Annotated in this window: 12 protein-coding genes; 8 read left to right on the top strand and 4 right to left on the bottom strand. The window is 67.7% G+C overall.

The window, feature by feature from the left end; all coding sequences use genetic code 11:
* Positions 1–59: 59 nt before the first annotated feature.
* On the bottom strand, positions 60–566 hold the full coding sequence (greB, locus tag AC13FN_RS10920; RefSeq protein WP_049436794.1) for a transcription elongation factor GreB: 507 nt from the start codon (positions 564–566) through the stop codon (positions 60–62).
* An 81-nt stretch (positions 567–647) separates the two neighbouring features.
* A complete protein-coding gene (locus AC13FN_RS10915; RefSeq protein WP_049436793.1) occupies positions 648–2153 on the bottom strand; it encodes a helicase HerA-like domain-containing protein in 1506 nt (501 codons plus the stop codon).
* A 122-nt stretch (positions 2154–2275) separates the two neighbouring features.
* On the opposite strand from AC13FN_RS10915, the gene AC13FN_RS10910 reads away from it, so the two are divergent.
* Both AC13FN_RS10910 and AC13FN_RS10905 read left to right on the top strand, forming a co-directional pair.
* A complete protein-coding gene (locus tag AC13FN_RS10910; protein ID WP_049436792.1) occupies positions 2276–3880 on the top strand; it encodes a transglycosylase SLT domain-containing protein in 1605 nt (534 codons plus the stop codon).
* A 23-nt stretch (positions 3881–3903) separates the two neighbouring features.
* The gene (locus AC13FN_RS10905) at positions 3904–4251 is read left to right on the top strand and encodes a ribonuclease E inhibitor RraB (protein WP_478412773.1); all 348 of its coding nucleotides are present in this window, start codon (positions 3904–3906) and stop codon (positions 4249–4251) included.
* A gap of 131 nt (positions 4252–4382) precedes the next feature.
* Here the strand turns inward: AC13FN_RS10905 and asd are convergent, their stop codons facing one another.
* Together asd and AC13FN_RS10895 are read right to left on the bottom strand one after the other, a co-directional pair.
* Positions 4383–5225, bottom strand: a complete 843-nt coding sequence (gene asd / locus AC13FN_RS10900; protein WP_217013892.1) for an archaetidylserine decarboxylase — start codon at positions 5223–5225, stop codon at positions 4383–4385.
* Complete coding sequence (locus tag AC13FN_RS10895; RefSeq protein WP_010483041.1) at positions 5222–5872, bottom strand: SCO family protein; 651 nt, start codon at positions 5870–5872, stop codon at positions 5222–5224. Before AC13FN_RS10895 ends, asd begins: the two co-directional genes overlap by 4 nt.
* 122 nt (positions 5873–5994) lie before the next feature.
* On the opposite strand from AC13FN_RS10895, the gene prmB reads away from it, so the two are divergent.
* The 6 genes from prmB (at position 5995) to AC13FN_RS10865 (ending at position 12761) form a co-directional block, all read left to right on the top strand.
* The gene (gene prmB, locus AC13FN_RS10890; protein WP_010483043.1) at positions 5995–6924 is read left to right on the top strand and encodes a 50S ribosomal protein L3 N(5)-glutamine methyltransferase; all 930 of its coding nucleotides are present in this window, start codon (positions 5995–5997) and stop codon (positions 6922–6924) included.
* Positions 6921–8024, top strand: coding sequence for a chorismate synthase (gene aroC, locus AC13FN_RS10885; protein WP_010483045.1), 1104 nt, complete (start codon positions 6921–6923; stop codon positions 8022–8024). The genes prmB and aroC overlap by 4 nt, the downstream gene beginning before the upstream one ends.
* A complete protein-coding gene (locus tag AC13FN_RS10880) occupies positions 8017–9054 on the top strand; it encodes a 2-hydroxyacid dehydrogenase (RefSeq protein ID WP_010483047.1) in 1038 nt (345 codons plus the stop codon). The genes aroC and AC13FN_RS10880 overlap by 8 nt, the downstream gene beginning before the upstream one ends.
* A 92-nt stretch (positions 9055–9146) precedes the next feature.
* The gene (locus tag AC13FN_RS10875; RefSeq protein ID WP_010483049.1) at positions 9147–10175 is read left to right on the top strand and encodes an aspartate-semialdehyde dehydrogenase; all 1029 of its coding nucleotides are present in this window, start codon (positions 9147–9149) and stop codon (positions 10173–10175) included.
* A gap of 130 nt (positions 10176–10305) precedes the next feature.
* Positions 10306–12372 (top strand): FimV/HubP family polar landmark protein, encoded by a 2067-nt coding sequence (locus tag AC13FN_RS10870; RefSeq protein WP_482984867.1) that lies wholly within the window; start codon positions 10306–10308, stop codon positions 12370–12372.
* A gap of 26 nt (positions 12373–12398) precedes the next feature.
* The gene (locus AC13FN_RS10865; RefSeq protein WP_032952441.1) at positions 12399–12761 is read left to right on the top strand and encodes a VOC family protein; all 363 of its coding nucleotides are present in this window, start codon (positions 12399–12401) and stop codon (positions 12759–12761) included.
* Positions 12762–12789 lie beyond the last annotated feature (28 nt).

Genomic DNA, 12789 nt, shown 5'->3' with positions numbered 1-12789 from the left:
CTGTAGAGCCGAGCCGATGCTCGGCTGCGTTTGCCCATCAGCCGAGCATCGGCTCGGCCCTACACTTGCGGGTACTCCACCCCGATTACCGCAAAGGTGAACTGGCCGCCGGGCAGTTCCACCGAAAATTCATCATCCAGCCGCTTCTTCAGCAGCGCACGTGCCAGCGGCGAATCGATGCTGATCCAACCCAGGCCTGCGTCGGTCTCGTCCGGGCCGACAATGCGATAGCGGCTGGTGTCGCCACTGTCCACGTTCTCCAGTTCCACCCACGCGCCGAAAAACACCGCCTGCGGATCGGTCGGCGTGGTGTCGACCACGCGCAGCGATTCCAATCGCTTGGTCAGGTAGCGCACGCGACGGTCGATCTCGCCCAGCTGCTTCTTGCGGTAGGTGTACTCGGCGTTCTCGGAACGATCGCCTTCCGCGGCGGCTGCGGCCAGCGCCTTCACCACCTCTGGGCGGCGGACCCGCCACAGGTCATCCAGTTCGGCCTTCAGCCGTGCGTGGCCGGAGGCGGTGATCAGGGCGGTACTCTTTTCTGCAGGGGGACGCCAACGGGACATGCGGTAAGACTTCTTTTCAGGGGAACGATGGGGTCGGAGCCCTTTCCCGTGGAAAGAGCTCTGACCGCCAGTGGCGGTGAATCAGCGCTTGCCGCCGAAGATGCCGCCCAGCAGGCCACGCACGATCTGGTTGCCCAGCTTGGTGCCGACCGTGCGCGTGGTCTGCTTGGCCATTGTCTCGATCATGCCCTGGCGGCGCTTGGTGCCGAAAATCGCATCCTTGATCGCCTGGCCGAAACCGCCTTCCTGCGCTTCGTCCTGCTCGCGGCTGCGGGCGGCCGGTGCCTGCGCCTGCTCGACCGTCTTCTGCGCGCGCTGGGCCAGCAGTTCGGCGGCCGATTCACGGTTGATCGCCGTGTCGTAACGACTGCCGACCGGGCTGCCGGCACGCACCTGCGCGCGCTCGGTCTCGGTGATCGGCCCCATCCGGCAGCGCGGCGGCGCGATCATCGTTTGCTGCACCGGCATCGGCACGCCCTTGTCCTGCAGCGTGGATACCAGCGCCTCGCCGGTGCCGAGCTGGCTCAGCACCTTGGCCACGTCCAGCTTCGGGTTCGGCACGAAGGTTTCGGCCGCGGTCTTCACCGCCTTCTGGTCGCGCGGGGTGAACGCACGCAACGCGTGCTGCACGCGGTTGCCCAGTTGGCCGAGGATGTTGCCCGGCACGTCGTCGGGGAACTGCGAGCAGAAATACACGCCCACGCCCTTGGAGCGGATCAGGCGCACCACCTGCTCGATGCGCTGCACCAGCGACGGCGGTGCGTCGTCGAACAGCAGGTGGGCCTCGTCGAAGATGAAGACCAGCTTCGGCTTGTCCAGGTCGCCCACCTCCGGCAGCTGCTCGAACAGCTCCGACAGCAGCCACAGCAGGAAGGTGGAATACAGCTTGGGCTTGAGCACCAGTTGGTCGGCGGCGAGGATGCCGATCACGCCGCGGCCGTCGTGATTGACCCGCATGATGTCGGCCAGTTCCAGGGCTGGCTCACCGAAGAAGTTCTCGCCGCCATCCTGCGCCAGGCGCAGCACCGAACGCTGGATCGCGGCGATCGACTGCGCACTGACCAGGCCGTACTCGGTGGAGATGTCCTTGCGCTCCTCGGCCACCAGGCCGAGCAGGGCGCGCAGGTCGTCCATGTCCAGCAGCAGCAGGCCACGGTCGTCGGCCAGCTTGAACACGATGTCGAGCACGCCGGACTGGGTGTCGTTCAACTCGAGGATGCGCGCCAGCAGGGTCGGGCCCATCTCGCTGACCGTGGTGCGCACCGGATGGCCGAGCTTGCCGTACAGGTCCCAGAAAATGGTGGGGCTGGCGGCCGGCGCATAGTCGGCCACGCCGATCTCGGCAGCACGCGTCAGCAGGTTCTCGGCGCCGGTGCCGGGCACGGCCAAGCCGGACACATCGCCCTTCACATCGGCCAGGAACACCGGTACGCCCAGCCGCGAGAAGCCCTCGGCCAGGGTCATCAGGGTCACCGTCTTGCCGGTACCGGTGGCGCCGGCCACCAGGCCGTGGCGGTTGCCGAGTTTCGGCAGCAGGGTGACGGCAATATCGTCGGTAATGCCTTTGCCGAGCAGAATCGGATCCATGGTCCAGCCCTTGTGGTGAATAGCCCAATGTTAACCGCCGGCGGTGGCGGTCCGAAGGTCGGCTTGCCCGGACCTTGGCGGCGCCGCTACTCTGCCTGCCTGTTTCGCACACAGTGCCATCAATGCCCGTTCCTGTCCTGATTTCCCGCGGTTGGCCGCTGCTGGCCCTGGCCGGCCTGGTTTCCCTGGCGCCCGACGCCCATGCGCAGCGGGTTTCGGCCCGGGACAAGGTGAAGGTGGATGCGCTGCAGCAGCGCATGACCGTCGCCGAAAAGCGTTACAGCGACGCCCTGTTGCTGGTCGCCAATGCCGACCCGAAGGGCAGCAACGAGGCCGATGCCGCGCTGGAAGACATGGAAGATGTCCTCAACGACTGCGTGAAGCAGAAGGGCTGCCAGATGGGCACCCTGCTTGCCAGCTACAAGCGCCTGCTCAAGCACGACGCTGATGCCGCGGCCAGCGATGACGTGGCGGACGAAGGCGGCGACCGCCTGGAAGCCGACCCCGACCATATCGGCCCGCTCACCGCCGACGTGCCGGAGGCCGCGCGCGCTGCCGCGCTGCTCAACGACAAGCGGCACGCCTTCGACAGCATGGTCGAATACAACCCGGCGGTGCAGGCCGGCATCCGCCGCTGGCTGACCGACATGCGCCCGGCGCTGCTGACCAGCTACGAGAACTACCAGAACCTGCGCGCGGTGATGTGGCCGGAGTGGGAAAAGCGCGGCCTGCCCGAGGCGCTGCTGTTCGGCATCATGGCCAAGGAATCCAACGGCCGCGTGCATGCGTCCTCGCGCGCCGGCGCCGCCGGGCTGATGCAGTTCATGCCGGCCACCGGCCGCCGCTTCGGCCTCGGTCCGGATGGCACCGGCTTCGATACCCGTTTCGATGCGCGCAGTGCTGCTGAAGCCAGCGCCAGTTACCTCAACGAGCGTCTGCGCGAGCTGAACAACAACGTGGAAATGTCGGTGGCCGCCTACAACGGTGGTGAAGGCCGTGCCGCGCGCGTGTTCAAGCAGAGCGCCGGCCAGAGCTTCTGGACCGACAGCGTCTACAACCAGTTCCCCGGCGAGACCAAGGACTATGTGCCGATGGTGATCGCGGCGGCCTGGATATTCCTGCACCCGCAGCAGTACGGCGTGGAATTCCCGAAGATCAGCGCGCAGCCGGCCACGCTGCGCCTGGCCAAGTCCACCACCATCTACGAACTGACCATCTGCCTGGGCAGCCACGGCACCCGCGATGGCTACATGCGCGCGCTGCGCAACCTCAACCCGCGCTATGAAGCCGACGGCTGGATTCCGGCCGGCACGCTGATCAACGCCACCACCCGCATCGCCGGCCTGTACCAGCGCAACTGCGTCAGCGGCCCGCGTGCCGACCTGGCCCGTACCCTGATCACCGCCGATCTGAACGCAGCGATCAAGCGTCCGACCGCTGCCAGCTACACCGGCAGCGTGGCCGTGGGCGGTGTGGTGCCGGTGGCCGATGCGGCCGCGTCCACCAGCGTGCCGACCACCCCGGTGGCGCCGGTGGCGGCCCCGCGCCCGGCGGCGCGCCCGAAGCCGGTGCGCAGCCACAAGGTGGGCAAGGGCGAGACCTTGGGCGCCATCGCCGCGAAATTCCAGTGCGACGTGCCGACCCTGGCCCGCGCCAACGGCCTGAAGGCCCCGGCCTACAGCCTGCGCCACGGCCAGACGCTGAAGCTGCAGGGCTGCGACAAGTAATCCCTCCGACCCCTGGAATCCGCATGGACCTCGAAGACACCCGCAACCTGTTCGCCAACCTCCGCGAAAACACCGACTGGGACATCACCGGCCCGTTACTGTGGGGGTACTTCTTCGTGCATTCCACTGCTGAGCCGTTGCAGGTGCTGGCTGACCATCTGCAGGCGCAGGGTTACACCTTCGTGGAACTGTTCGAGCAGGAGCCGGAAGAAGGCGACGCGCCGTTCCACGTGCTGCATGTGGAGCGCGTGGAGATTCACGACGAAGCCTCGCTGGACCGTCGCAACCAGGAGTTCGCGGCGCTGGCCACGGAGAAGGGTGTGGAAGACTACGACGGCATGGACGTCGGCCCGGCCCCGTCCCTGCAGTAACGCGCATACCGGTCGTGCCGGCCGCTGGCCGGCATTCCGTTGATTCCCTCCACGCATGGCGTGGATAAAGGGGACGGAGGGGATTAAGTCGTTTATGCATAAACGACTTAATCCCCTCCGTCCCCTTTTTGTCAGCGCAGCTTCGCCAGCGCCTGGCCCAGCTGCACCGGGCTTTCGGCGCCCAGCTGCGGGGCGAACTCGGCCACGCCCGGCGGCAGCAGCACGATCACGGTCGAGCCGTAGTTGAAGCGTGCCATTTCGGCGAAACGCTCCAGCTTGATGCCCTGGCCGCGGTAGTCCTTGCGGGTGATGCGATCACCGTAGGCCGGGATCTCCTCGCCGCTCCACACGGTTTCCACGCCGGACACCAGCAGTGCGCCGACCATCACGCTGACCATCGGGCCGAAGCTGGTGTCGAAATGGCAGACCAGGCGCTCGTTGCGGGCGAACAGGCGAGGCACGCCATTCACTGCGGCCGGGCCGACGCTGAACAGGCGGCCCGGCACGTGCACGGTCTCACGCAGGGTGCCGGTCCACGGCATGTGCACGCGGTGGTAATCGCGCGGCGACAGGTACACGGTGGCGTACAGGCCGTCGTTGTACGGCTTGGCGTCTTCGTCGCTGCCCAGTAGTTCGGCGGCGGTGAACGACTGACCTTTGGCCTGGAAGATCCGGCCGGCCTCGATCTTCCCCAGCTGGCTGATGCGGCCGTCGGCCGGCATCACCAAGCTGCGCGGATCGGCATCGGCCACGCGCGCGCCCGGCTTCAGCGCACGCGTGAAGAACTGGTTGAAGGTGGCATAGCTGCGCGGGTCCGGGTTGGCCGCTTCGTCCAGGTTGACGCTGAACTTGCGGGTGACGGTGTCGATCAGCCAGCGCGACACGCGCGGATCGTCCGAGTACGCCAGCGAACGCGCCATCGAGGACAGCAGGCGGTGGGGCAGGGCGTACGTCAGGGCGGTGGTGAGGCTCATGGGGCGGTTTTCTCGGTCAGCTTCTGCAGGTCGCGGGCAATGGCCGGCGCGTTGAACGGGGGCCGCACCAGGCCGGCAAGGCGGCCCTGCGGGTCGAGCACGGCCAGGCTGGCCGAGTGCTCGACGGTGTAATCCTCGGGGTTCTCGTCGAAGTGCTTGCCCGGCACCTTCTGGAACACGAAACCCAGCGAAGTGGCAAAGCGCTCCAGCGACGGGATATCGGCGGTGGCGGCCAGGGTGTCCTTGTGGAAGCCGTGCACGTACTCGCCCAGGCGTGTGGCACTGTCACGGTCCGGGTCGACCGAGATGAACAGCACGCGCGGGCGCAGGCTGTCGGGCAGGGCCTCCCACTGGTTCTGCGCGCCGGCCAGCTCGGCCAGAGTGGTGGGGCAGACGTCGGGGCAGAAGGTGAAGCCCAGGAACACCAGGGTCCAGTGGCCCTTCAGCTCGCCCGGAATCAGGCGGGTGCCGTCGGACTGGGCCAGGTTGAAGTCGGGCAGTTCGCGCGGCTGCGGGTACAGCGTGATCGCTTCGGTGGCCGGGGCGTTGGCCGGCGGCTTCGGCGCGAACACCTGCTGGGCGGCCAGCAGGCCCAGGCCCGCCGCCAGGGCGATCAGCAGGATGATGCCGGCGTTGCGATTGAACATGGGAGCCCCCGCGCGAAGTGGGCTCCATCATACCGGCTGCGGCCCGATCGTTTCTGCCGCAACGGATGCCGCCGCGGGCGCCAGCCCCTATAATCGGGGGCCACTTTGCCCGCAGTACCGCCATGACCGCTGAAACGGCCGCCGAACTCCACACGATCATCGATCTGATCCGCTACGGCACCAGCCGTTTCAACGAAGCCGGACTGACCTTCGGGCACAGCTACGACAACGCGCTGGATGAGGCCACCCAGCTGGTGCTGCACAGCCTGCACCTGCCGCACGACCTCGGCCCGGCCTATGGCCAGGCGCGCCTGCTGCAGGCCGAGAAGCTGCGCGTGCTGGAACTGTTCCAGCGCCGCATCGACGAACGCATCCCGGCCGCCTACCTGACCGGTGAGGCCTGGTTCGCCGGCCTGAGCTTCAAGAGCGACAAGCGCGCCCTGGTGCCGCGTTCGCCGATCGCCGAACTGATCGAATGCGGCTTCGAGCCGTGGCTGGCCGGCCGCGATGTCAGCCGCGCGCTGGATCTTTGCACCGGTTCGGGCTGCATCGCCATCGCCATGGGCCATTACTACCCGAACTGGGAAGTGGATGGCGTCGACCTGAGCGACGACGCGCTGTCGCTGGCCGAAGAGAACAAGGAACGCCTGCAGGCGCACAACGTCACCCTGCTCAAGTCGGACCTGTTCAACGGCCTGACCGGCCGCCACTACGACCTGATCGTCACCAACCCGCCGTACGTCACCAACGACGAGACCGATGCCCTGCCGCAGGAATACTCCTACGAGCCGGAGATGGGTCTGCGTGCCGGCGATGACGGCCTGGACCTGGTGCTGAAGATCCTGCGCGATGCCCCGCTGCACCTGAGCGAAGACGGTCTGCTGATCTGTGAAGTGGGCGAGTCCGAACAGCATCTGGTCAAGCTGCTGCCGGAAGTCGATTTCGCCTGGATCGAGTTCAAGGTTGGCCAGATGGGCATCTTCGCGGTCGAGTGCCGCGAACTGATCGCCCACAGCGCCCGCATCACCGAACTGGCGGCGCAGCGCCCGTGAGCTCCAATTCGTTCGGCAAGCTGTTCACCGTCACCACGTTCGGCGAGTCGCACGGGCCGGCCATTGGCTGCGTGATCGATGGTTGCCCGCCGGGGCTGGCGCTGGACGCGGCCGAATTCGCCCACGACCTGCAGCGTCGCGCAACCGGCAAGAGCCGGCACACCTCGGCGCGTCGCGAAGCCGATGAGGTCGAGATCCTGTCCGGCGTGTACGAGGGCCTGACCACCGGCACGCCGATCGCGCTGCTGATCCGAAACACCGACCAGCGCAGCAAGGACTACGCCAACATCGGCCAGCAGTTCCGGCCGGGTCATGCCGACTACAGCTACTGGCACAAGTACGGCATCCGCGACCCGCGCGGTGGCGGCCGTTCCTCGGCACGCGAGACTACCATGCGCGTGGCCGCCGGCGTGGTCGCCAAGAAGTGGCTCGCCGAGCGCTTCGGCGTGACCGTGCGTGGCTACCTGTCGCAGCTGGGCGACATCACGCCGGCCGGTTTCGACTGGTCGGCGGTGGAAGACAATCCGTTCTTCTGGCCGCACGCCGCACAGGTGCCGGAACTGGAGGCGTACATGGATGCGCTGCGCAAGTCCGGTGATTCGGTCGGTGCGCGCGTGGACGTGGTCGCCGACAACGTGCCGCCGGGCTGGGGCGAGCCGATCTACGGCAAGCTCGATGGCGAACTGGCCGCTGCGCTGATGAGCATCAACGCGGTGAAGGGTGTGGAGATCGGCGACGGTTTCGCCAGCGCAGCGCAGAAGGGCACCGAGCACCGTGACCTGCTGACCCCGCAGGGCTTCGCCAGCAACCATGCCGGCGGCATCCTCGGTGGCATTTCCACCGGCCAGCCGGTGGTCGCCTCGATCGTGTTGAAGCCGACCTCCAGCCTGCGCCTGCCGGGCCCGTCGCTGGACACGGCCGGCAACGTGGTCGAGGTGGTCACCACCGGCCGCCATGATCCCTGCGTCGGCATCCGTGCCACCCCGATCGCCGAGGCGATGGTGGCGATGGTGCTGATGGACCAGGCGCTGCGTCATCGCGCGCAGTGTGGCGATGTCGGCACGATCACCCCGCGCATTCCCGGGCAGATCGATGGCTGACACGCGGCCGACGGTGTGGGTGAGCCAGCCGCTGATCGACGCGGCCATCGCGCCGTTGCGCGATCGCGTACAGCTGCGCAGCACCGACACTGTCACCGCCTGGTCGCCCGATCAGATCGCCGAACAGCTGGCCAGCGCCGACGGCGCAATCATCACGCTCAACGAGCGCATTGGTGCGGCCCAGGTGGCCGACGCCGCACAGCTGCAGGTGATCGCCAATGTCGGCGTCGGCTACAACAACCTGGATGTCGACGCGCTCAGCGCCGCCGGCATTCTCGCCAGCAACACGCCGGACGTCCTGACCGGGACCACCGCCGATCTCGGCTTCGCGTTGCTGATGGCCACTGCACGCCGCATCACTGAATCCGAGCGCTGGCTGCGCGAAGGGCAGTGGCAGCAGTGGTCGTTCCAGACCATGCTCGGTGCCGACATCCACGGCAGCACGCTGGGCATCCTCGGCATGGGCCGCATCGGCCAGGGCATTGCCCGCCGCGGTGCACACGGGTTCGGCATGAAGGTGCTGTACCACAACCGCTCGCAGCTGCCGGCCGCGACCGAAGCGGAAGTGGGCGCCACCTATGTGGACCTGGATACGCTGCTGGCACAGTCCGACCACCTGCTGCTGGTGCTGCCGTACACGCCGGCCTCGCACCATCTGATCGATGCCGTCGCGCTGGCGAAGATGAAGCCGTCGGCAACGCTGGTGAACATCGCCCGTGGTGGCCTGGTCGATGAGATCGCGCTGGCCGATGCGCTGGCCAACGGTCGCCTTGCCGCAGCGGGCCTGGATGTGTACGAAGGCGAGCCGAAGGTGCGCCCCGAACTGCTGGCGCTGCGCAATGTCGTGCTGACTCCGCATATCGGCAGCGCCTCGCTGGCCACGCGCACGGCGATGGTACAGCTGGCCGTGGATAATCTGGTTGCCGGGCTCGGCCTGGACGGCGGCCTGTCGCGCATGCCGAGCGCGATCAACGCTGACGCGGCGATGGCCGCGCGCGTGACTCTGGGCAAAAAAACCGGGAAACGATAGGGAACCTCCGCGCGCCCCGCTTGAGGAGGTTCCCCGAACCCAGCTGTCGTGCGTGTTTCTTCCCCATTCCCGTTTTCGTGAGAGTTTCCCCCATGAGCAATGCACAGCGCAGTTTCCACGTCGCCGTCGTCGGTGCCACCGGTGCGGTAGGCGAGACCATGTTGTCGATCCTGGCCGAGCGTGATTTCCCGGTCGGTACCCTGAGCGTTCTCGCTTCCGAGCGTTCGGCCGGCGGCGAGATCGAGTTCAACGGCCAGAAGGTCAAGGTCCAGGACCTGGCTACCTTTGACCCGAGCGGCGTCGAGATCGCCCTGTTCTCGGCCGGCGGCAGCGTGTCCAAGGAATACGCGCCGAAGTTCGCAGCAGCGGGCGCTGTGGTGATCGACAACTCCTCGGCCTTCCGTTACGACGATGACGTGCCGCTGGTGGTGTCCGAGGTCAACCCAGAGCAGGTCGCCAACCGTCCGCGCGGCATCATCGCCAACCCGAACTGCTCGACCATGCAGATGCTGGTGGCACTGGCACCGCTGCACCGCAAGTACGGCATCGAGCGCATCAACGTCTCCACCTACCAGTCGGTGTCTGGCGGCGGCCGTTCGGCAACCGAGGAACTGGGCAAGCAGACCGGCCAGCTGCTGAGCTTCCAGGAGATCGATCCGCAGCGCTTCCCGGTGCAGATCGCCTTCAACCTGATCCCGCACATCGATGACTTCCAGGACAACGGTTTCACCAAGGAAGAGATGAAGCTGATCTGGGAGACCCGCAAGATCCTCGGCGACGACAGCATCCTGGTGAACCCGACCGCTGTGCGCGTGCCGGTGTTCTACGGCCACTCCGAATCGGTGGCGATCGAAACCCGCGACAAGGTGACCGTGGCCGAAGCGCGCGCGCTGCTGGAACAGTCGCCGGGCGTTGAAGTGGTGGACCGCCATGAAGCCGGTGGTTATCCGACTCCGGTCACCCACGCCTCGGGCACCGATGCGGTGTATGTCGGCCGTATCCGTGAGGACCTGTCGCACCCGCGCGGCCTGAACCTGTGGATCGTGTCGGACAACGTGCGCAAGGGCGCGGCGTTGAATGCCGTGCAGCTGGCGGAGCTGGTCGCCGCCGAGCAGCGCTGATGGAGAGGCCGGGCAATGCCCGGCCTTTTCTGTAGAGCCGAGCCCACGCTCGGCTCAGGCCATGCAGCCGAGCATGGGCTCGGCTCTACATGGGTGCGGACCCCGGTCCGCACGCTTTATAGTGTCGCCCATGAATAAACGGGCCAAGGGCGCAAAGCGCCCGCTCACCTATCTGTCCGCCGCACTGCTCGCCTTGGCCAGCAGTTCGGCGCTCGCCCTGGGGTTGGGTGACATCCGGGTCCTGTCCAAGCCGGGCCAGCCCCTGCTGGCTGAAATCCCGGTGGTCTCGGCCGATCCGTCCGAGCTGGAAAACCTGCGCGTGGCGCTGGCCTCACCGGTCACATTCGAACGTGTCGGCCTGCAGCGGCCAACCGGACTGGTCAGCGAACTGCAGTTCGAACTGACCCGCGACACGCAGGGCAGGGCAGTGGTGCGCGTCACCTCGCAGGCGCCGGTGGAGACGCCGTCGCTGAGCTTCCTGATTGAAGCCGACTGGGGTCAGGGCCGCCTGGTGCGCGAGTACTCGGCGCTGGTCGATGCGCCGCCCAGTGCGCTGGCCGTGGCCGAGCCGGAGATCGTCGCGCCGGCCGGCACGCTCTCCAATACCATCGTGCGCGAACCTGCACCGACTTCAGCTTCGGCAACGGTGCCGGCAGCAGAGACGCCCACTGCGCCGCCACGTGCGGTGGTGCCTGCACCGGCACGCCCGCGTGCGGCCTCCGCGCCGGTTGCTGCACCGGCGGCCGATGGCAGCATCACCGTGCAGCGCGGGCAGACCCTGTCGCAGATCGCCAGTGCGGTGGCACGTGGCAACCAGGTCAGTCGCGACCGCGCGATGATCGCCCTGCTGCGTGCCAATCCCGAAGCCTTCATCCGGGGCAACGTCAACCTGCTCAAGCAGGGGGCGGTGCTGCGCATGCCAGGCAATGATGCGCTTGCTGCGGTCGACGCTGCCGAAGCGGCGGCGCTCGTGCGCGAGCACGCTGCGCAATGGCGGCAGGCGCGTACCGTGCCGCAACCCGCGGGTACCGTCGCCGCGGTCGCCAAGGCCGCAACCAGGAACGCTTCTTCCCCGGCTGCCGCCAACGGGGCACGACTTGAGATCGCTCCGGCGCTGGCGTCCGACGCCGCGCACGCGGGCACAACCACCGGCACCGCTGCCGGCAGCGAGGGTGACATGCTGGGCAACGAACAACTGCGCCAGGCGCGTGAGGACATCGCCACCCGCGATGCCGAGATCGGCGAGCTCAAGCAGCGCGTGGCCGACCTGGAAAAACTCAAGGAACAGCAGCAGTCGCTGATCGCGATGAAGGACAACGACCTGGCCGCCGCGCAGCAGCGCCTGGCGCAGGCACCGGATGCCCGCGATGCGGCAACGCCGTGGTACTGGCTGGGGCTGCCGGTACTGCTGCTAGCGGCGGGCGCGGCCTGGCTGCTGCGTCGTCGCAAGCCGTCGCCGCTGCCGCCGCTGCGCGAGGAAGACGATGCCGCCGGCCTGACCGCGGCGGTGCCGGCGGGTGCGGCGCTGGATACGCTGGCCGAGCAGTCCTCATGGTCGTCGGCTGTTGCCGACAACGGCCGCCAGGAACCGGCGATGCCCGCCTGGGCGACCGAAACCGAAGTGCATGACGTGGTGGTCGCCGAACCCGTTGCCGAGGACCTGGCGCGGGCCGACTGGCAGGCCGACGCGCTGCGCGACGAGGACGCGGTGGCATTGCCTGAAGCGGTGACCGATCTGCCGCGCTGGGACGATCACGCAACCACCGGCGACGAGGTTGTCGCCGCCGAGCCGCTGCAGGACGAACGCGTTGTACCGCAGTCGCCGGCCGAAGTGGCGGTGCCGGACTACGCACTGCATGCCGAACAGCAGCCGCAGTTCCGTGGAGTGTTCGATCTGCCGGCCGACACGCATGAGAACGAGGCTCCGGTGGACGCCGCCCGTCGCGAAGCCATCGACGGCATCGACCATGGCACCGTCGAGGCCTCTCATTCCGACGACATCGCGTCGAGCGCGGCTGCGCCTGCCGGCGACGCGGGCTGGTCGCCACGTGCCGGCCAGGAGCGCCTGGAACTGGCCATTGCCTACCTCGATCTGGGCGACGCGCAGACTGCGCGCACCCTGTTGCTGGAAGTCGCCGAAGGCGGTGACCTGCACAGCCAGGCCCAGGCCCGCGAACTGCTGGCGCGCCTGCCGTGACCGAACCTGCCGACAAGGACCTTGCCATGAGCCGCGAACGCCGCATCGACTACGTTGAATTCGCGTCCAGCGACCCGGCCGCCAGCCGTGCCTTCTTCGAGAAGGTGTTCGACTGGTCGTTCGTCGACTACGGCAGCGACTACACGGCGTTCGACGATGGCCGCCTGCAGGGCGGCTTCTTCCGTGGCCAGCCGCAGCGGGCCAGCGACAGCGGTGCACCGCTGCTGGTGCTGTATGCCGACCAACTGGCACCGGTCGAGGCCGCCGTGCGCGACGCCGGCGGCGAGATCGTGCGCCCGGTGTTCTCCTTCCCCGGTGGCAGCCGCTTCCAGTTCGTCGAGCCCGGTGGCAACGAACTGGCGGTCTGGTCCGAACGCGATCCGGCCTGAGCGCCGCCCCATCCGCAACATCGAGGTA

The sequence above is a fragment of the Stenotrophomonas sp. 115C5 genome (assembly GCF_056861055.1).
This window is presented reverse-complemented; position numbering and strand designations above follow the sequence as displayed.

What these genes read in the sequence shown, in the direction of transcription:
- AC13FN_RS10880 (WP_010483047.1), top strand. Translation starts at nt 8,017, where the DNA reads ATGGCTGACACGCGGCCGACGGTGTGGGTGAGCCAGCCGCTGATCGAC.
- AC13FN_RS10910 (WP_049436792.1), top strand. Translation starts at nt 2,276, where the DNA reads ATGCCCGTTCCTGTCCTGATTTCCCGCGGTTGGCCGCTGCTGGCCCTG.
- AC13FN_RS10895 (WP_010483041.1), bottom strand. Translation starts at nt 5,872, where the DNA reads ATGTTCAATCGCAACGCCGGCATCATCCTGCTGATCGCCCTGGCGGCG.
- AC13FN_RS10915 (WP_049436793.1), bottom strand. Translation starts at nt 2,153, where the DNA reads ATGGATCCGATTCTGCTCGGCAAAGGCATTACCGACGATATTGCCGTC.
- AC13FN_RS10865 (WP_032952441.1), top strand. Translation starts at nt 12,399, where the DNA reads ATGAGCCGCGAACGCCGCATCGACTACGTTGAATTCGCGTCCAGCGAC.
- asd (WP_217013892.1), bottom strand. Translation starts at nt 5,225, where the DNA reads ATGAGCCTCACCACCGCCCTGACGTACGCCCTGCCCCACCGCCTGCTG.
- AC13FN_RS10875 (WP_010483049.1), top strand. Translation starts at nt 9,147, where the DNA reads ATGAGCAATGCACAGCGCAGTTTCCACGTCGCCGTCGTCGGTGCCACC.
- prmB (WP_010483043.1), top strand. Translation starts at nt 5,995, where the DNA reads ATGACCGCTGAAACGGCCGCCGAACTCCACACGATCATCGATCTGATC.
- greB (WP_049436794.1), bottom strand. Translation starts at nt 566, where the DNA reads ATGTCCCGTTGGCGTCCCCCTGCAGAAAAGAGTACCGCCCTGATCACC.
- AC13FN_RS10870 (WP_482984867.1), top strand. Translation starts at nt 10,306, where the DNA reads ATGAATAAACGGGCCAAGGGCGCAAAGCGCCCGCTCACCTATCTGTCC.
- AC13FN_RS10905 (WP_478412773.1), top strand. Translation starts at nt 3,904, where the DNA reads ATGGACCTCGAAGACACCCGCAACCTGTTCGCCAACCTCCGCGAAAAC.